Annotated in this window: 15 protein-coding genes; 10 read left to right on the top strand and 5 right to left on the bottom strand. The window is 57.9% G+C overall.

Annotated elements, in window-relative coordinates; translation table 11 throughout:
• Positions 1–28: 28 nt before the first annotated feature.
• Genes AACV31_RS17865 through AACV31_RS17855 form a run of 3 tightly spaced genes read right to left on the bottom strand, consistent with a single transcriptional unit; the run spans position 29 to position 1,683 of the window.
• Positions 29–778, bottom strand: coding sequence for a Fic/DOC family protein (locus AACV31_RS17865; RefSeq protein ID WP_075197121.1), 750 nt, complete (start codon positions 776–778; stop codon positions 29–31).
• Positions 775–1,038: a hypothetical protein gene (locus AACV31_RS17860; RefSeq protein ID WP_165155010.1), complete on the bottom strand. Its 264-nt coding sequence runs from the start codon at positions 1,036–1,038 to the stop codon at positions 775–777. Before AACV31_RS17860 ends, AACV31_RS17865 begins: the two co-directional genes overlap by 4 nt.
• A 51-nt stretch (positions 1,039–1,089) precedes the next feature.
• Positions 1,090–1,683 carry a YhgN family NAAT transporter gene (locus AACV31_RS17855; protein ID WP_007765032.1) on the bottom strand — a complete coding sequence of 198 codons (594 nt, stop codon included), beginning with the start codon at positions 1,681–1,683 and terminating at the stop codon, positions 1,090–1,092.
• Between the two features lie 168 nt (positions 1,684–1,851).
• Here AACV31_RS17855 and asd point away from each other — a divergent pair, with 168 nt between their 5' ends.
• The 7 genes from asd to AACV31_RS17820 all read left to right on the top strand — a co-directional run bounded on the left by asd (position 1,852) and on the right by AACV31_RS17820 (position 13,202).
• Positions 1,852–2,958: an aspartate-semialdehyde dehydrogenase gene (asd, locus tag AACV31_RS17850; protein WP_075197119.1), complete on the top strand. Its 1,107-nt coding sequence runs from the start codon at positions 1,852–1,854 to the stop codon at positions 2,956–2,958.
• 266 nt (positions 2,959–3,224) lie between these two features.
• Entirely contained in the window at positions 3,225–5,420 is a 2,196-nt protein-coding gene (gene glgB, locus AACV31_RS17845; protein WP_105580556.1) for a 1,4-alpha-glucan branching enzyme, read from the top strand.
• Entirely contained in the window at positions 5,410–7,389 is a 1,980-nt protein-coding gene (gene glgX / locus AACV31_RS17840) for a glycogen debranching protein GlgX (protein ID WP_165155221.1), read from the top strand. Before glgB ends, glgX begins: the two co-directional genes overlap by 11 nt.
• 13 nt (positions 7,390–7,402) lie before the next feature.
• Positions 7,403–8,686, top strand: a complete 1,284-nt coding sequence (gene glgC, locus AACV31_RS17835) for a glucose-1-phosphate adenylyltransferase (RefSeq protein ID WP_075197117.1) — start codon at positions 7,403–7,405, stop codon at positions 8,684–8,686.
• Positions 8,687–8,784: 98 nt separating this feature from the next.
• Positions 8,785–10,218: a glycogen synthase GlgA gene (glgA, locus tag AACV31_RS17830; protein WP_007765022.1), complete on the top strand. Its 1,434-nt coding sequence runs from the start codon at positions 8,785–8,787 to the stop codon at positions 10,216–10,218.
• A 12-nt stretch (positions 10,219–10,230) separates the two neighbouring features.
• Positions 10,231–12,678 carry a glycogen phosphorylase gene (gene glgP / locus AACV31_RS17825; protein ID WP_075197115.1) on the top strand — a complete coding sequence of 816 codons (2,448 nt, stop codon included), beginning with the start codon at positions 10,231–10,233 and terminating at the stop codon, positions 12,676–12,678.
• Between the two features lie 68 nt (positions 12,679–12,746).
• Entirely contained in the window at positions 12,747–13,202 is a 456-nt protein-coding gene (locus AACV31_RS17820) for a hypothetical protein (RefSeq protein ID WP_165155223.1), read from the top strand.
• A 5-nt stretch (positions 13,203–13,207) separates the two neighbouring features.
• On the opposite strand, the gene AACV31_RS17815 is transcribed toward AACV31_RS17820, so the two are convergent.
• Together AACV31_RS17815 and glpD are read right to left on the bottom strand one after the other, a co-directional pair.
• The gene (locus tag AACV31_RS17815) at positions 13,208–14,767 is read right to left on the bottom strand and encodes a sensor domain-containing diguanylate cyclase (RefSeq protein ID WP_165155225.1); all 1,560 of its coding nucleotides are present in this window, start codon (positions 14,765–14,767) and stop codon (positions 13,208–13,210) included.
• A gap of 146 nt (positions 14,768–14,913) precedes the next feature.
• Entirely contained in the window at positions 14,914–16,431 is a 1,518-nt protein-coding gene (gene glpD, locus AACV31_RS17810; protein ID WP_007765004.1) for a glycerol-3-phosphate dehydrogenase, read from the bottom strand.
• A gap of 223 nt (positions 16,432–16,654) precedes the next feature.
• Between glpD and glpE the strand changes: the two genes are divergently transcribed.
• The 3 genes from glpE (at position 16,655) to AACV31_RS17795 (ending at position 18,674) form a co-directional block, all read left to right on the top strand.
• Positions 16,655–16,984 carry a thiosulfate sulfurtransferase GlpE gene (gene glpE, locus AACV31_RS17805; RefSeq protein ID WP_032806897.1) on the top strand — a complete coding sequence of 110 codons (330 nt, stop codon included), beginning with the start codon at positions 16,655–16,657 and terminating at the stop codon, positions 16,982–16,984.
• A 75-nt stretch (positions 16,985–17,059) separates the two neighbouring features.
• On the top strand, positions 17,060–17,890 hold the full coding sequence (glpG, locus tag AACV31_RS17800) for a rhomboid family intramembrane serine protease GlpG (protein ID WP_007764998.1): 831 nt from the start codon (positions 17,060–17,062) through the stop codon (positions 17,888–17,890).
• Positions 17,891–17,915: 25 nt separating this feature from the next.
• Positions 17,916–18,674 carry a DeoR/GlpR family transcriptional regulator gene (locus AACV31_RS17795; protein ID WP_007764996.1) on the top strand — a complete coding sequence of 253 codons (759 nt, stop codon included), beginning with the start codon at positions 17,916–17,918 and terminating at the stop codon, positions 18,672–18,674.
• Positions 18,675–18,740 lie beyond the last annotated feature (66 nt).

Raw genomic sequence — 18,740 nt, 5'->3', positions numbered from 1 at the left:
AAAGGGCTTCCCGTCGGAAGCCCTTTTTTTACTTTTCGCTGTCTTCGGAAAAGTAATACTTTCTCATCAGATACAGGTTTTTAATTTCAGGGTCGTTCAGGCTGTGATAGGTAATATCTTCTTTATCCAGGCCATCCAGTCCCTTAATGCCGCCAATCATTTCAGGCCATTCGTCGCGGCTGGAAATATCCACGACAAAGGGTTGTAAATAGCGGTCGAGACAGCCTTTGCTCGGGTCGTCAATTTCAGCGCTCAGCGCACTCAGGTAATCATCTTTGTTGGTTCTGGACCAGTCTATGGAGAAACCCGCACGGTAAGAGAGTTCCATATAGAACAGCAAAAGAGTTCTTCCATTACCGTCAAGAAAAGGATGCGCCAGCGCCAGCGCTCCCATTACTTCCCCCGGCCGTTTCCTGAACCGCTTACTGTCAGAGGCTAATTGCAACGCATAATCGACGGCACGCTTAATCTCTTTGGGATGCGCAAAAACCGTATGGCGGGGGTTTTCAGCGCTTCCTTTAAAGATGGCGAGATCGGGGACAAGCTCATGGCGATCGTGGCCCGCCCAGGGATAAAAGCCTGAAAAAAGAATCTCGTGAACCTTTAAAATAGCCGCGTAATCCAGGGAGGCTTGCTCAGCGAGAAACTGGAGCGCTTCTTCGATCCCCAGTTCAAAAACGAAATGCTCAGATTGTTTAACGTCACCAGGGTTTTTCAACCCTAAGGTATTTTGTAAGTAACCCGCCGTTTCGAAGTCACCAAAAGGATCGAAGATCACGCACGCACTTTCCTTCTGGACTGACGTTTTTCTTCCAGATAATCGGCCTGCAGTGAAAGACTTTCGGCTTTAGTCAGGACGCCTTTTCTTTTGAGATTAACGAGCAGTTGCTCGACGTTATCAAGAACCACTGTATCACCAGAGAGACGGGTAATCGTTGTCGCCATACGACTCGTACTGTCACAGCTGGCTGAAATATTATGAACGGCAGCAAGGTGTCGGACCTTGCTGGCAACGCTGGGAGACGCATTTTTCGGCATAAAAATTACCTCCGGTATTGTACAAATTTTAGCACATCGCGTTTTGGGTTCCTAACCCTTCATCCACGCCCGAATCCCGTCCAGGAACATCTGGGTGGCGAGCATCACCAGCACCAGCCCCATCAGGCGCTCCAGCGCGTTGACGCCTTTCTCGCCGAGCAGCCGTAAAAAGAGCGAAGACTGCAACAGGATAACAAACGTGCCGCCCCAGGCGAGCAGCAGCGCGATGACCAGATGCCCCATCTGGTTCGGGTACTGGTGCGACAGCAGCATCAGGGTCGCGAGCAGCGTGGGGCCTGCGACCAGCGGAATCGCCAGCGGCACGATAAACGGCTCCTCACCTGCAGGCAGGCCGGTACTGTTGCCTTCCTGGCTTGGGAAAATCATCTTGATGGCGATAAGGAACAGAATAATGCCGCCGGAAATAGAGACGGTCTCGGCGCGCAGATTCAGGAACGCCAGGATGTTCTCGCCCGCGAACAGGAAGATAAGCATCAGCAGCAGCGCGATAAACAGCTCGCGCACCATAATCGCCCGACGGCGTTTCGGCTCGGTATGCTTGAGCACCGACATGAAAATCGGCAGGTTGCCCAGCGGATCCATAATCAGAATCAGCAGGACGGCGGCGGAGAGAATGTCATTCATGAAAGAGTCCTGATAACGGTAAACGTGACGCCTGATTAGCTCTGTTTCTGATGTTCAGGCGATCATTGATTAATTTCACTTGCCACTTTAGCTGCATTTTGTATGGTGAAAGTATCTCCGGGGCTCTCCCGTCACGCACACAAAGCACATCTCGCAGGAACACGGGTTATGAAAAATGTTGGTTTTATCGGCTGGCGCGGTATGGTCGGCTCTGTACTCATGCAACGCATGGTGGAAGAGCGCGATTTTGACGCCATTCGTCCTGTCTTTTTCTCTACTTCCCAGCTCGGCCAGCCCGCGCCCGCCTTTGGCGCGCAGGGCGGCGGCACGCTTCAGGACGCTTACAATCTTGAAGCGCTGAAGGCGCTGGACATTATCGTGACCTGCCAGGGCGGCGATTATACCAACGAAATCTATCCAAAGCTTCGTGAAAGCGGCTGGCAGGGCTACTGGATTGATGCGGCCTCTTCGCTGCGCATGAAAGACGACGCCATTATCATCCTCGACCCGGTGAACCAGCATGTGATTGCCGATGGGCTGAATAAAGGCGTGAAAACCTTTGTCGGCGGCAACTGCACCGTCAGCCTGATGCTGATGTCGCTGGGCGGCCTGTTCGCGGAAAACCTGGTGGAATGGGCGTCCGTGGCGACTTATCAGGCGGCCTCCGGCGGCGGCGCGCGCCATATGCGCGAACTGCTGACCCAGATGGGCCTGCTGCAACAGCACGTCGCGGCGGAACTCGCCGACCCGGCCTCCGCTATCCTGGATATCGAACGCAAAGTCACGGCGCTTACTCGCAGCGGCGACTTGCCGGTCGATAATTTCGGCGTACCGCTGGCGGGCGGGCTTATCCCGTGGATCGACAAACAGCTCGATAACGGCCAGAGCCGTGAAGAGTGGAAAGGCCAGGCGGAGACCAACAAAATTCTCGGCACCGCGTCCACCATTCCGGTCGATGGTCTGTGCGTGCGTATCGGCGCGCTGCGCTGCCACAGCCAGGCGTTTACGCTGAAGCTGAAAAAAGATGTGTCGCTTGCGACTATCGAATCCCTGCTGGCGGGCCATAACGACTGGGTAAAAGTGGTGCCGAACGACCGCGACATCACCGTGCGTGAATTAACGCCGGCGGCGGTCACCGGCACGCTGAGCACGCCGGTCGGACGCCTGCGTAAGCTCAACATGGGGCCGGAATATCTCTCGGCGTTCACGGTGGGCGACCAGCTCCTGTGGGGGGCCGCCGAACCGCTGCGGCGTATGTTGCGTCAACTGGCGTAAACAAATTTAAAGAAAGAGCGCTTCGGCGCTCTTTTTTAATGTCCATCAATAAAGAAAAGACGAATGTTTCATATTTTCTGAGGGGTAACAGAATCCCTTGGCTATGCTTAGCATAAGGCGGGCTCTACTCGTCATACTTCCAGGTGGAACGGCACAGCCGCAGGAATGCATCAGGCTCTGCCCGTTCAGGTCATTAAGAGTGTCGCTACCGGACGCGAAGGCGTAAGGCTGGAATGGGGCGACACCAAATAAACAGGATGATAACCATGTCTGATCGTGTCTCAAGAGACGTGATTAATGCGCTGATTGCGGGCCATTTTTCGGATCCTTTCTCCGTTCTGGGCATGCACACTACCGACGCCGGGATCGAAGTCCGCGCGCTCCTTCCCGATGCCACAGAAGTCTGGGTCGTTGAACCTAAGACCGGGCGTAAAGTGGGTAAGCTTGAGTGTCTGGATTCTCGCGGTTTCTTCAGCGGCGTGGTGCCGCGTCGTAAAAACCCTTTTCGCTATCAGCTGGCCGTGATCTGGCACGGACAGCAAAACCTGATTGATGACCCCTATCGCTTCGGGCCGCTGCTTCAGGAGCTGGATGTCTGGCTGCTTTCCGAAGGCACGCATTTGCGGCCTTATGAAACGCTCGGCGCGCACCCGGATACGATGGATGGCGTCACCGGCACGCGCTTTTCCGTCTGGGCGCCTAATGCGCAGCGCGTCTCTGTGGTGGGGCAGTTTAATTACTGGGACGGTCGCCGCCACCCGATGCGCCTGCGTAAAGAAAGCGGCATCTGGGAGCTGTTTATCCCCGGCGCGCACAACGGCCAGCTCTACAAATATGAAATGATCGACGCGCACGGCCATCTGCGCATGAAATCCGACCCGTACGCGTTCGAGGCGCAAATGCGCCCGGAAACCGCGTCGCTTATCTGCGGTCTGCCGGAAAAAGTGGAGCCGAATACGGCGCGCCAGGAGGCTAACCGCTTCGATGCGCCGATTTCCATTTACGAAGTGCATCTTGGTTCATGGCGTCGCCATACCGACAATAATTTCTGGCTCAGCTACCGTGAACTGGCCGATCAGCTGATCCCGTATGTGAAGTGGATGGGCTTTACCCATATCGAACTGCTGCCGATAAACGAACATCCATTTGATGGCAGCTGGGGCTACCAGCCGACGGGGCTCTATGCGCCAACCCGCCGTTTCGGCACGCGCGAAGAGTTCCGCTATTTCATCAACGCCGCGCACGCCGCCGGCCTTAACGTCATTCTCGACTGGGTGCCGGGCCACTTCCCGTCCGATGATTTCGCGCTGGCGAATTTCGACGGCACCGCGCTGTACGAACATGGCGACCCGCGCGAAGGTTATCACCAGGACTGGAATACCCTTATCTACAACTACGGCCGCCGCGAAGTGAGCAACTTCCTGGTGGGCAACGCGCTGTACTGGACGGAGCGTTTCGGCATTGACGCGCTGCGCGTGGACGCCGTCGCCTCAATGATTTATCGCGATTACAGCCGTAAAGAAGGCGAGTGGATCCCTAACCAGTACGGCGGGCGCGAAAACCTGGAGGCGATGGAGTTTCTGCGCAACACCAACCGCATTATCGGCGAGCAGGTGAACGGCGCGGTGACGATGGCGGAAGAGTCCACTGATTTCCCGGGCGTCTCCCGTCCGCCGGAAACCGGCGGTCTCGGCTTCTGGTACAAGTGGAACCTGGGCTGGATGCACGACACGCTCGACTACATGAAGCTCGACCCGGTCTTCCGTCAGTACCATCACCACAAAATGACCTTCGGGATGATTTACAACTACACCGAAAACTTCGTCCTGCCGCTGTCGCACGATGAAGTGGTGCATGGCAAAAAATCGATCCTCGACCGTATGCCGGGCGACGCCTGGCAGAAATTCGCCAATCTGCGCGCCTACTACGCCTGGATGTGGGGCTTCCCGGGTAAAAAACTGCTGTTCATGGGCAACGAGTTTGCGCAGGGACGGGAGTGGAACCACGACGCCAGCCTCGACTGGCACCTGCTGGAAGGCGACGACAACTGGCATCACGGCGTGCAAAGACTGGTGCGGGATCTCAATTCCACGTATCGCCAGCATAAAGCGCTGCATGAACTTGATTTCGATCCTTACGGCTTCGAATGGTTAGTGGTAGAGGATACTCAGAACTCCGTATTTATCTTCGTGCGCCGCGATTCGCAGGGCAATGAAATCATTGTCGCAAGCAACTTCACGCCGGTGGTGCGCCACGACTATCGCTTCGGTATTAACCAGCCGGGCGAATGGCGCGAAATCCTGAATACTGATTCGCAGCACTATCATGGCAGTAACGCCGGGAATGGCGGCAAGGTGCGCAGTGAGGCGATTGCCAGCCACGGGCGCGATAACTCGCTCTCCCTGACGCTGCCGCCGCTTGCCACAATCTGGCTGGTTCGAGAGGCAGACGATGCAGCTTAACGCAGGCCATTCCGCTCCGCCTGGCGCCTGGTTTGACGGCGCTGGCGTAAATTTCACGCTGTTTTCCGCCCATGCGGAAAAGGTGGAGCTGTGCCTGTTTGATGAAAGCGGCAACGAAACGCGTTACGCGCTGCCCGCCCGCAGCGGCGATATCTGGCACGGTTATCTGCCAGAAGCCCGTCCTGGCCTGCGTTACGGTTACCGGGTACATGGCCCGTGGAGCCCGGCGCAGGGCCATCGCTTTAACCCGGCGAAACTGTTGCTCGACCCGTGCGCCCGCGGCGTGGACGGCGAGGTTATCGACGATCCGCGTCTGTATGGCGGTATCGAGACGCCAGACCCGCGCGATAACCACGAGGTGATGCCGAAATCGGTGGTGATGGATGACCGCTACGACTGGGAAGACGACGCGCCGCCCGCGACGGCCTGGGGCGAGACGGTGATTTACGAGGCGCATGTGCGCGGCTTAACGCGCCTGCATCCGGATATCCCGCCTGCGCTGCGCGGCACCTATGCGGCGCTCGGCCACCCGACGATGATCGCCTATTTCCGCCAGCTCGGCATTACGGCGCTGGAGTTACAACCTGTTGCGAAATTCTGCAGCGAGCCGCGTCTGCAACGTCTCGGCCTCGCTAATTACTGGGGCTATAACCCGCTGGCGCTGTGGGCCGTCGAGACGCGTTACGCCTCGCAGACCGCGCCGCAGGCCGCGCTTAATGAATTTCGCGATGCCGTTAAAGCGCTGCATAAAGCCGGTATCGAGGTGATCCTCGACGTCGTGCTTAACCACAGCGCTGAACTGGATCTCGAAGGACCGACCTTCTCCCTGCGCGGAATTGATAACCGTAGCTATTATTGGATACAGGACCACGGCGATTATCACAACTGGACGGGCTGCGGTAACACGTTAAACCTGAGTCATCCGGCGGTGGTGGACTACGCCCTCGGCTGCCTGAAGTTCTGGGTCGAGCAGTGTCACGTTGATGGTTTCCGGTTTGATCTGGCGACAGTCATGGGCCGTACGCCGGAATTTCGCCAGGACGCGCCGCTTTTTGAAGCGATGCGCCGCGACCCGACGCTATCAGGGGTGAAGCTTATCGTCGAGCCGTGGGATATCGGCCCCGGCGGCTATCAGGTGGGCAACTACCCGCCGCCTTTTGCCGAGTGGAACGATCGCTTTCGCGACGATATGCGCCGCTTCTGGCTGCGCCGCGAGCAGGATGTAGGCGAATTCGCCACGCGCTTTGCCGCGTCGGCGGATGTCTACCGGCAGGGCGCACGCGAGCCGTGGGCGAGCGTCAATCTGGTGACGGCGCATGACGGTTTTACGCTGCGCGATTGCGTGTCGTTTAACGACAAGCATAACGAAGCGAACGGCGAGGATAACCGCGACGGCGCGTGGGAAAACCACAGCAATAATCACGGTTACGAAGGCCTGGGCGGCGGGCTGAGCGTTCAGGATGCGCGGCGTGCGAGCACGCATGCGCTGCTGGCGTCGCTGCTGCTGTCGCAGGGCACGCCGATGCTGCTGGCGGGCGATGAACATGGCCACAGCCAGCATGGCAATAACAATGCGTATTGCCAGGATAACGAACTGACCTGGTTTGACTGGTCGCAGGCCGATGAGGGGCTTATCGCGTATACCGCGGCGCTGATTCGCCTGCGCAAGCAAATCCCGGCCCTTACCGCCTCGCGGTGGTGGGAAGAGAACGACGGCAACGTCCGCTGGCTGAACGCTGCTGGCGCGCCGATGCGACCCGAGGAGTGGCACAGCGGCGCACGCCAGCTGCAAATCCTCTTGTCCGATCGCTGGCTTGTTACCCTTAACGGCCGCGATGAAGTAAGCGAGATCGTATTACCTGAAGGGGAATGGCGCGCCGTTCCTCCGTTTGCCGGAGAGGATAATCCGGTTGTCATGGCTGTATGGCATGGGCCTGCGCACGGTGTGTGCGTCTTCCGGAAGTCATAAACAGGAGTTCGTCATGGTCAGGCTTGAAAAGAAAGATCCGTTGATGCTGGCAAGACAATTGCCAATGAAATCCGTGGCGCTGATCCTGGCGGGGGGGCGCGGCACGCGGTTGAAAGACTTGACCGCGACCCGCGCCAAGCCCGCCGTTCATTTCGGCGGCAAGTTCCGCATTATCGACTTCGCGCTCTCGAACTGCCTGAACTCCGGCATTCGTCGCATCGGGGTTATCACGCAGTACCAGTCTCACACGCTGGTGCAGCACATCCAGCGCGGCTGGTCGTTCTTTAGCGAAGAGATGAACGAGTTTGTCGATCTCCTGCCCGCGCAGCAGCGCGTACATGGCGAAACCTGGTACCGCGGCACCGCCGACGCCGTGACCCAGAACCTCGACATCATTCGTCGCTATAAAGCGGAGTATGTGGTGATCCTTGCGGGCGACCATATCTACAAGCAGGACTACTCGCGCATGCTTATCGACCATGTCGAGAAAGGCGCCCGCTGTACCGTGGCCTGTCTGCCGGTGCCGGTGGCCGAGGCGCGCGCGTTCGGAGTAATGGCGGTTGATGAAAACAGCAAAGTCATCGACTTCGTCGAAAAACCGGCGAACCCGCCTTCTATGCCTGGCGACGACACCAGAGCGCTCGCCAGCATGGGCATCTATATTTTTAATGCTGACTATCTTTACGAGTTGCTGGAAGAGGATGACAAAAATGAATCTTCCAGCCATGACTTTGGGAAAGACATTATCCCGAAAGTCACGTACAGCGGCGAAGCCTACGCGCATCCGTTCCCGCTCTCGTGTGTGCAGTCCGATCCTAACGCCGAACCGTACTGGCGCGACGTCGGGACGCTGGAGGCGTACTGGAAGGCGAATCTGGATCTGGCTTCGGTGACCCCGGAACTGGATATGTATGACCAGGACTGGCCTATCCGTACGCATATGGAGTCGCTGCCGCCCGCCAAGTTCGTGCAGGACCGCTCCGGCAGCCACGGCATGACGCTGAACTCGCTGGTGTCCGGCGGCTGCATTATTTCCGGATCGGTGGTGGTGCAGTCGGTGCTGTTCCCGCGCGTGCGTGTGAACTCGTTCTGCAATATTGATTCTGCGGTGCTGCTGCCTGATGTCTGGGTTGGCCGCTCCTGCCGCCTGCGTCGCTGCATCATCGACCGGGCCTGTGTTATCCCTGAAGGAATGGTGATTGGCGAAAACGCCGAAGAGGATGCTCGCCGTTTCTACCGCTCCGAAGAGGGAATTGTTTTGGTGACCCGCGACATGCTGGCGCGTTTGTCAGACTGAGTCGCACAAGGATTACGTGCGCACGGACGAGAATTTCCGCGCGCGATTGTTTCGCGTTCGGCGCGCCTGTTGCGCTGTGACTTTCAACGGGAGAGATAATGCAGGTCTTACATGTATGTTCTGAACTTTTTCCGCTGCTGAAAACGGGTGGTCTGGCGGATGTCCTTGGCGCGTTGCCTGCTGCGCAGATTGCCGAAGGTGTGGATACGCGCGTATTGCTGCCGGGCTTCCCCGATCTCCGTCGCGGCGTCGCGGATGCCAAAGTGATTACGCGCCGCGATACCTTCGCTGGGCCTATCTCTTTGTTATTCGGACATTTTAACGGTGTCGGCATCTATCTTATCGATGCGCCGCATCTCTATGACCGTCCGGGCAGCCCTTATCATGACACGAACCTGTACGCGTACAGCGACAACGTTATCCGCTTCGCCCTGCTGGGCTGGGTGGGCAGCGAAATGGCCGCTGGCCTCGATCCGTTCTGGCGTCCTGACATCGTTCACGCGCATGACTGGCATGCGGGCCTGACGCCTGCGTATCTGGCGGCGCGCGGTCGTCCGGCCAAGTCCGTGTTCACCGTGCATAACCTTGCCTACAAAGGCATGTTTTACGCGCATCACATGGATGACATCGGATTGCCATGGTCGATGTTTAACATGAATGGTCTGGAGTTCAATGGCGAGATTTCGTTCCTCAAGGCGGGCCTCTACTATGCCGATCATATTACGGCGGTGAGCCCGACCTACGCGCGCGAAATTACCGAGCCGCAGTTCTCTTACGGTCTGGAAGGGTTGCTGAAACAGCGCCACAGCGAAGGGCGGCTGTCGGGCATTCTGAACGGCGTGGATGAAAACATCTGGAACCCGGCGCACGATCTGCTGCTGGCCTCACGCTACACCCGCGATACGCTGGAAGAGAAGGCTGAGAACAAACGTCAGCTCCAGATTGCGATGGGCCTGAAGGTGAATGACAAAGCGCCGCTGTTCGCGGTGGTCAGCCGCCTCACCAGCCAGAAAGGGCTGGACCTGGTGCTGGAGGCCTTGCCGGGACTGCTGGAGCAGGGCGGACAGCTGGCGCTGTTGGGCGCAGGCGATCCGGTGCTTCAGGAAGGCTTCCTCGCGGCTGCGGCTGAACACCCAGGCCAGGTCGGCGTGCAGATTGGCTATCACGAAGCCTTCTCGCACCGCATCATGGGCGGCGCGGATGTGATTCTGGTGCCGAGCCGCTTTGAACCGTGCGGGTTGACGCAGCTTTATGGTCTGAAATACGGCACGCTGCCGCTGGTGCGCCGTACTGGCGGGCTTGCGGATACAGTGTCCGACAGCTCGCTGGAAAACCTGGCGGACGGCATCGCCAGCGGCTTTGTCTTTGAAGACAGCAATGCCTGGTCGCTGTTGCGGGCCATCCGACGCGCTTTCGTATTGTGGTCCCGTCCGTCTCTCTGGCGTTTTGTGCAGCGCCAGGCCATGGGGATGGACTTTAGCTGGCAGGTCGCGGCGAAGTCGTACCGCGAACTTTATCAACGCTTGTTGTAAAGGAACACGTGGATGAATGAACCCTTTAGCTACGCGTCGCCAACCCTGAGCGTGGAGGCGTTAAAACACTCTATCGCTTACAAGCTGATGTTCACCATCGGTAAAGATCCGGCTATCGCTAACAAACATGAGTGGCTGAACGCCACGCTGTTTGCCGTGCGCGACCGCATGGTGGAGCGCTGGCTGCGCTCCACGCGCGCGCAACTCTCGCAGGAAGTGCGTCAGGTGTACTATCTGTCGATGGAGTTTCTGATTGGCCGCACGCTCTCAAACGCGCTGTTGTCGCTTGGCATCTATGAAGATGTACAGGACGCGCTGGAGGGAATGGGTCTGAGTCTTGAAGAACTCATCGACGAAGAAAACGACCCCGGACTTGGCAACGGCGGCCTCGGGCGTCTTGCGGCCTGCTTCCTGGATTCGCTGGCGACGCTGGGCCTGCCGGGCCGCGGCTATGGCATTCGCTACGACTACGGCATGTTTAAGCAGAACATCGTTGACGGGCGTCAGAAAGAATCGCCGGATTACTGGCTGGAATATGGCAACCCGTGGGAGTTCCAGCGCCACAATACGCGCTATAAAGTGCGTTTCGGCGGCCGTATTCAGCAGGAAGGCAAAAAGACCCGCTGGGTGGAAACCGAAGAAATCATCGCGGTCGCTTCTGACCAGATCGTGCCCGGCTACGATACCGACGCTACCAATACGCTGCGGCTCTGGAGCGCGCAGGCCAGTAGCGCCATTAACCTCGGTAAGTTTAACCAGGGCGATTACTTTGCGGCGGTGGAAGATAAAAACCACTCCGAGAACGTGTCGCGCGTGCTTTACCCGGACGACTCCACCTATTCGGGGCGCGAGCTGCGTCTGCGTCAGGAATATTTCCTGGTGTCCGCCACCGTGCAGGACATCTTAAGTCGCCACTATATGATGCATAAAACCTACGCCAACCTGGCGCAGAAAGTGGCGATTCACCTGAATGACACCCACCCCGTGCTGTCGATTCCTGAACTGATGCGTCTGCTTATCGACGAGCATAAGTTCACCTGGGATGAGGCGTTCGAGGTGACGTGTCAGGTGTTCTCCTACACCAACCATACGCTGATGAGCGAGGCGCTGGAGACCTGGCCTGTGGATATGCTCGGCAAGATCCTGCCGCGTCATCTGCAGATTATTTTTGAAATTAACGACTATTTCCTGCGTACCGTTCAGGAGCAATACCCGAACGATACCGCGCTGTTAAGCCGCGTGTCGATTGTCGATGAGTCGGGCGGGCGTCGCGTGCGCATGGCCTGGCTGGCGGTGATTATCAGCCATAAGGTCAACGGCGTTTCTGAATTGCACTCGAACCTGATGGTGCAGTCGCTCTTCGCCGATTTTGCGAAGATCTTCCCGATGCGGTTCCTGAACGTCACCAACGGCGTGACGCCGCGCCGCTGGCTGGCGCTGGCGAACCCGGCGCTCTCAGAGGTGCTGGATGAGAATATCGGTCGCACCTGGCGCACCGATCTCAGCCAGCTGAGCGAGCTGGAGCAGCACATCGACTACCCGACGGTGAACCAGCAGGTGCGCGAAGCCAAGCTTGAGAATAAAAGGCGCCTGGCGATTTACATCGCGCAGCATCTCAATGTGGTGGTAAATCCGAAAGCGCTGTTTGACGTGCAGATCAAACGTATTCACGAGTACAAGCGCCAGTTAATGAACGTGCTGCATGTCATTACGCGCTATAACCGCATCAAGGCCGATCCCGAGGCGGACTGGGTGCCGCGCGTGAATATTTTCGCCGGTAAAGCCGCCTCGGCGTATTACATGGCGAAGCACATTATTCACCTGGTTAACGATGTGGCGAAGGTTATCAACAACGATGCGGAAGTGAAGGATCGGCTGAAAGTGGTCTTTATCCCGAACTACAGCGTCAGCCTTGCGCAGCTCATCATTCCGGCGGCGGATCTCTCAGAGCAGATTTCGCTCGCGGGCACCGAGGCATCCGGCACCAGTAACATGAAGTTTGCGCTCAACGGCGCGCTGACCATTGGCACGCTCGATGGCGCGAACGTGGAGATGCAGGAGCATGTCGGCGAAGAGAACATTTTCATCTTCGGCAACACCGCAGATGAAGTGGAAGCGCTGCGCCGCGCCGGCTACAATCCGCGCGATTACTATGAGCAGGACGAAGAGCTGCGCCAGGTGCTGACCCAGATAGCCACCGGCGTGTTCAGCCCTGAAGAGCCGAGCCGCTACCGGGATCTGGTGGATTCGCTGATTAACTTTGGCGATCACTATCAGGTGCTGGCGGATTATCGCAGCTATGTGGATTGTCAGGATCAGGTGGACGAACTTTATCTTCAGCCGGAAGTGTGGACCACCCGCGCGATGCATAACATCGCCAACATGGGCTACTTCTCCTCTGACCGCACGATTCAGGAGTATGCGGAAAATATCTGGCATATCAATCCTGTACGCCTGTAAGATCGCTGCGTTATCAACACAACCAGAGTGGTGACACTCTGGTTTTTTTATGGGTGCGAAAGGCAAGGATGACGAAGAAAAACACAGGGGTGGGTGCGCTGCTTGTATCGCTGATAGGTGCGCCATTACTGGCTCAGGTCTATGGGGCGGTGGCGGATATCGCGCTTTCCGGCGTGATGCGCACATTCGCCTCAGCAAACATCGGCATCGCCGTGCTGGCGTTGCTGCAAGGGGTATCACTGGCGCTGCTTGGGAAACATCAGGCGACGCGGCGGCCCCACAGCGCACGCGCGTTCTGGGCTGTCTTTGGCTGGTATCTGCTGTGCGCGGCCGTGTTTAGTACCAGGGCGGCGTTTTTGCCCGACGCGCCGCGTGGCGCGTTATTCTTCGTCGGCTGGCTCCCGAGCGCGTACATGTGGCTGCTCGCGAAGGACGTTATCGCGGCGTGGCCGCTGTGGATCCCCGCGCTGGGACAGGGCATTGTGCTGGTAGGGTTTTATTACGGCCGACGCCGCGCCGCTTAAGCGCGTTACGCCTGGTACGACGCATCCATCAGAATGTGGCTCACACCTGCCGCGCCCACCACGCAGTTGCGGCCCGCGCGCTTCGCCTGATAAAGCGCGTCGTCCGCCCGGTTCTTCAGCGTTTCGCCGTTGACGTCCTCACCTGTGACGGTGGCGGCGCCTGCGCTTATCGTCAGCACTTTCTCTTCCCTCGGCGTCGCCGGGTGCGACAGTCGGGCGTGATGGATAGCTTCAAGCGCGCGTAGCGCCACACGCTGTGCGGCATGCGCGTCCGCGCCGGGCAGAATAATCGCAAACTCTTCGCCGCCGTAGCGCGCGACTCTGTCGGTATTGTGCAGCGGCAGGTGACGCAGAATGTCGCCCACCGCTTTCAGGCAGGCATCGCCCGCCACATGTCCCTGGGTGTCGTTATAGATTTTAAAGTAGTCGATATCGCACATCACCAGCGAGACCGGCGCGCCGGTCTCCTGCGCGCGCGTGATGCACTGCTCCAGATAGATATCGAACTGGCGGCGGTTAGCCAGCCCCGTTAAGCCATCCAGCAGCGCCAGATCCTGCAAAATATGGTTCGAGCGCGTCAGATCGTCACGCAGCCCGATAAGCTCTCGCTGATAACGCAGGCTGGCACGGATTTGCCGCAGCACCAGCACCCCGAAAACCAGCACTACGCCAAGCAGTACGGCATTAAGCGCCAGCGTGGGAATATTGTTACGCCACCAGGCGGCGCGCAGTTCGTCAACGTCATAACCTGCCGACACCACCAGCGGATAGCGTTCAAGCGTGGCATAGCCAAAAATGCGCGGCACGCCGTCAATTGCCGATTTCCAGGCGCCGCCGCCGGTTGGGGCGATTTTCAGCATCCGGGTAAAGAGTGGGCTGGAGGAGAGGGTGCGGTTGATGTAGGAGTCGGGAAACGGGCGCACATACAGCACCGTGCTGTCCGCGAAGGTGATCCCCAGCGTGTCGCTCGGCCCCATCTCGTAATAGCCGTAAAACTGGCGGAAATAGTCGAGCTTCACCGTCGCCAGTAGCACGCCGCGAAAGCGCCCCTCGCGGTTATTCAGCCGCACCGAGACCGGTACGACCAGCTCGCCGGTGGAGCGGCTGCGGATCACATGACCAATATGAATGCCGGTATCGCTGTGCTGTGTGTGCCAGCGAAAATAGTCGCGGTCGGCATTATTGGCCTGCGCCGGATAGACGCTGGCGGACGTGGCTATCCAGTCGCCACTGGCATCGTAGACAAACAACCCGTGCAACTGCGGCAGCTGGCGCTGCTGCTGGGCAAGCAGGCCACGCGAGCCGTTCCAGTCGGCGGGCTGTAGGAAAATGTCCTCTGAGCGGCGCACCAGTTCATCCAGCGTTAACTGCACCTGAAGAAATGTATCTTCCGCCTGTCGCGCCAGCGAAATGGACTGGTTACGCGCCTGTCGCTCCGTCTCTTCGACGCTGTGTTGCCACGATTGCCATAGCGAACTGCCGCTGACCGCTATCACCAGCAGCGAAATCAGCAGCAAAAAAGCCAGCATGACGGCATCCGGCGACCGGGATGTTGCCTTGCGCAAGCGGCGCTCTCCTGAGGGCAGGGTCAATAACCCATAGTAATACGATGTTATTAAGTGTAGCGACAGAAAAACACGTCAATGCGGGGGTTTAGCAGATAAAAAGACGCGGCCGCGCAGGAGTAAACGCGGCCGCGAAAGGGAAAGCATTACGAAGCGAGCGAGAGCGTCACGTTCGCTTTTTTACCGACGTTTTCGGTCAGCCACTGCGCCACGCGCGACTGTTCTTCAGCATTGAGCCACATGCCGAGTTTGGTACGGCGCCAGATGGCGTCGTCCAGGCGGCGCACCCATTCGTGTTCCACCAGATAACGCAGCTCCGCTTCGTAGAACTCATGGCCAAAGTGCTCGCCCAGCGCGTTAATATCGGCGGCATCGCCCAGAATCAGTTCGCTGTTGCTGCCGTAGGTGCGGGCATAGTGTCGCGCCAGTGCTTCGCTGATGAACGGATAGCGGCGACGCAGCTGCGCGGCGTAGTCGTCGCGCTCGCCCTGGAAAGCGCCGCCCGGCAACACCGCGTTACGGGTCCACGCCTGACCGATATTGCTGTAATAGGACGACAGTTTTTCCATCGCGTGTTCGGCAAGCTTACGGTATGTCGTGAGTTTACCGCCGAAGACCGACAGCAGCGGCGCCTGGCCGTTTTCATCGTGAATATCGAGCGTGTAATCACGGGTGATCGCCTGCGGCGAATCGGATTCGTCATCGCACAGCGGACGCACGCCAGAGTAAGTCCAGACCACATCTTCGCGGGTCAGCTGTTTTTTGAAGTGCGCGTTATACACTTTCAGCAGATAACCGATTTCTGACTCATCGATCGCCACTTCTTTCGGATCGCCTTTGTATTCGACATCGGTGGTGCCGATTATCGAAAACTCTTCCATCCACGGAATAACAAACACGATGCGTTTATCTTCGTTCTGCAGAATGTAAGCCTGTTTCTGGGTGTGCACGCGCGGCACCACGATATGGCTGCCTTTGATCAGGCGGATGCCGTAAGGCGATTTCAGTTTCAGGCCGTCATCGAAGAAGTTTTTCACCCACGGACCGGTGGCGTTTACTAAGCCGCGCGCCTGCCAGGTGTAGGTTTTGCCGGTATCGATATCTTCCGCTTCCACAATCCACATGCCGTTTTCGCGGCGCGCGGAGGTCGCGCGGGTGCGGGTCAGCACTTCGCCGCCTTTTTTCACGACCATCTGAGCGTTCGCCAGCACCAGACGGGCGTCATCGACCCAACAGTCGGAATATTCGAAACCGCGCACGATTTCCGGTTTAAGAACGGAGTCTGCGCCAAAACGCAAACCGGTAGAGCCCGGCAGGCTGGTGCGTTTGCCGAGGTGATCGTACATAAACAGGCCGGTGCGGATCATCCACGCCGGACGCAGATGCGGGCGGTGCGGCAGGCGAAAGCGCATCGGGAAGGCGATGTGCGGCGCCATTTTCAGCAGCACTTCGCGCTCGGCCAGCGCTTCGCTCACCAGGCGGAACTCGTAATGTTCCAGGTAGCGCAGGCCGCCGTGGATCAATTTGGAGCTGGCGGAAGAGGTGGCACATGCCAGATCCTGCGCTTCCAGCATCAGCACAGATAATCCACGCCCTGCGGCGTCTGCCGCGATACCGGCACCGTTGATGCCCCCACCTATCACAATCAGATCTTTGGTTTCCATGCTGCTGCCCTCACGCACTTTCGTTAAAGCTCATAAATGTTCGTTATCGCTCATAATAGCAAACAAACGCGCTTTTGATAACAACAAAAAAACATTTCAGTGTGATGTGAATAACATTATGGCGTTACAGACGGAGGAAGCCTTACACTTACGTTATTATCGGCATAACGCATCGTGCGTCGTTGGCCAGCCTTACGCCCCTTTAAAGATGAAAGAGAGCACCATGGATCAGTTTGAATGTATTAATGTCGAAGAAGCGCACCAGAAGCTCCAGCAGGGGAGCGCCGTGCTGGTGGATATTCGCGATCCGCAAAGCTATGCGATGGGCCACACGCCCGGCGCGTTTCATTTAACCAACGCCACGCTGCCCGCTTTTATGCAGCAGACCGATTTCGATGTGCCGGTGCTGGTGATGTGCTATCACGGCAACAGCAGCAAAGGCGCGGCGCAATATCTGCTCCATCAGGGGTTTGATCAGGTCTACAGCGTGGACGGCGGTTTCGACGCCTGGCATCGTCATTTCCCCGCAGAAGTGGCGCACGGAGAGAGTTAAGCATCGTGTCCGCGTCGTTCGCAGGTATACTGTTTTCCTCGTGTGGAGATACCTTTCTGAAAAGAACGACTTGCTATGTTGATGATTAACTCGTTTGACAACCCGCGTCTGGCGCAGGCGTTTGTTGACTATATGGCCACCCAGGGCGTGATACTGGAAATCCAGCGGCATGACACCTGGGATATCTGGCTTGCCGATGAAGCACAAGCGGAGAAGGTCAAAGCGGAGCTGAGCTATTTTCTCTCGCATCCGAGCGATCCGCGTTATCTCTCCGCCAGCTGGCAGACCGGGCAGTTGAACGCGGGTTTGCGCTACCGTTCTTATCCTTTTATGGCCACCGTGCGCGCCCATGCGGGCCCGTTGACGCTCGGCATGATGGCGCTGTGCGTCGTCGCGTATCTCGCGATGAGCGTTATCGGTTATGCGCAAGTGGCCGTCTGGCTTGCATGGCCTTTCGATCCCTCTCTCAAATTTCAACTCTGGCGTTATGTCAGCCCGCTGCTGCTGCACTTTTCCCTGCTGAGCCTGATCTTCAATCTGCTATGGTGGTGGTATCTTGCCGGTCCGCTGGAGAAGACCGCCGGCAGCGGTAAACTGCTGACGCTGACGCTGGTCACCGCGCTGGTGGGCGGCGTTATCCAGTATCAAATCGCGGGCCCGTGGTTCGGCGGCCTTGGCGGCGTAGTCTATGCGCTGGTGGGATACGTCTGGCTGCGCGGCGAACGCGAACCGGAAAGCGGGCTGCATCTGCCCCGCGGCATTCTGGTGTTTATGCTGTTGTGGCTCGCCATCGGCGGACTGGGGTTGTTTGGCAACAAGACGGCGAATGCCGATCTGGTGGCGGGGATGCTGATTGGCCTGGCGATGGCCATGACGGATACCCTGCATGCGCGAAAACGAAAATAATACGGCAACACGTCAGGAGAAGGGTGTGAAGCAAACACAACGTCACGATGCCATTATTGAACTGGTAAAAAAACAGGGCTATGTGAGTACCGAAGAGCTGGTGGAGCAGTTTGACGTCAGCCCGCAAACCATCCGCCGCGATCTCAACGATCTCGCCGAACAAAACATGATCCTGCGCCACCACGGCGGCGCGGCGTTGCCGTCGAGCTCAGTCAACACCTCCTGGCATGACCGCAAGGCGACCCAGACGGCGGAAAAAGAGCGCATCGCCTACAGAGTGGCGAGCCAGATCCCCAACGGCGCGACGCTGTTTATCGATATCGGCACTACGCCGGAGGCAGTGGCGCATGCGCTGTTGAACCATGAGAACCTGCGTATCGTGACCAATAACCTCAACGTGGCGAATACGCTGATGGTGAAGGACGATTTCCGCATCATTCTGGCGGGTGGCGAACTGCGCAGCCGCGACGGCGGGATTATTGGCGAGGCGACGCTCGATTTTATCTCTCAGTTCCGGCTCGATTTCGGCATTCTGGGTATCAGCGGCATCGACAGCGACGGTTCGCTGCTGGAGTTCGATTATCACGAGGTGCGCACCAAGCGCGCGATTATTGAGAACTCGCGTCACGTGATGCTGGTGGTGGATCACTCCAAATTTGGCCGTAACGCGATGGTGAATCTGGGCAGTATTAGCCTTGTGGACGCGGTGTATACCGACATTATGCCGCCCGCCGGCGTGATGCAGGTGATTAACGCCAATAAGGTGCAGTTAGAGTTGTGCTGATGTGGTGAGTTTTGCGGCGACGTTGTCCGCGGAACGGCGGGTGCGCTGCGCTTACCCGCCCTACGA

Source organism: Cronobacter sp. EKM101R, assembly GCF_963888145.1.
Lineage (GTDB): Bacteria > Pseudomonadota > Gammaproteobacteria > Enterobacterales > Enterobacteriaceae > Cronobacter > Cronobacter turicensis.
This window is presented reverse-complemented; position numbering and strand designations above follow the sequence as displayed.

Excerpts from the sequence above, each read along its gene's own strand:
- AACV31_RS17860 (WP_165155010.1), bottom strand. The coding sequence starts at position 1,038 with ATGCCGAAAAATGCGTCTCCCAGCGTTGCCAGCAAGGTCCGACACCTT.
- AACV31_RS17855 (WP_007765032.1), bottom strand. The coding sequence starts at position 1,683 with ATGAATGACATTCTCTCCGCCGCCGTCCTGCTGATTCTGATTATGGAT.
- asd (WP_075197119.1), top strand. The coding sequence starts at position 1,852 with ATGAAAAATGTTGGTTTTATCGGCTGGCGCGGTATGGTCGGCTCTGTA.
- glgB (WP_105580556.1), top strand. The coding sequence starts at position 3,225 with ATGTCTGATCGTGTCTCAAGAGACGTGATTAATGCGCTGATTGCGGGC.
- glgX (WP_165155221.1), top strand. The coding sequence starts at position 5,410 with ATGCAGCTTAACGCAGGCCATTCCGCTCCGCCTGGCGCCTGGTTTGAC.
- glgC (WP_075197117.1), top strand. The coding sequence starts at position 7,403 with ATGGTCAGGCTTGAAAAGAAAGATCCGTTGATGCTGGCAAGACAATTG.
- glgA (WP_007765022.1), top strand. The coding sequence starts at position 8,785 with ATGCAGGTCTTACATGTATGTTCTGAACTTTTTCCGCTGCTGAAAACG.
- glgP (WP_075197115.1), top strand. The coding sequence starts at position 10,231 with ATGAATGAACCCTTTAGCTACGCGTCGCCAACCCTGAGCGTGGAGGCG.
- AACV31_RS17820 (WP_165155223.1), top strand. The coding sequence starts at position 12,747 with ATGACGAAGAAAAACACAGGGGTGGGTGCGCTGCTTGTATCGCTGATA.
- glpD (WP_007765004.1), bottom strand. The coding sequence starts at position 16,431 with ATGGAAACCAAAGATCTGATTGTGATAGGTGGGGGCATCAACGGTGCC.
- glpE (WP_032806897.1), top strand. The coding sequence starts at position 16,655 with ATGGATCAGTTTGAATGTATTAATGTCGAAGAAGCGCACCAGAAGCTC.
- glpG (WP_007764998.1), top strand. The coding sequence starts at position 17,060 with ATGTTGATGATTAACTCGTTTGACAACCCGCGTCTGGCGCAGGCGTTT.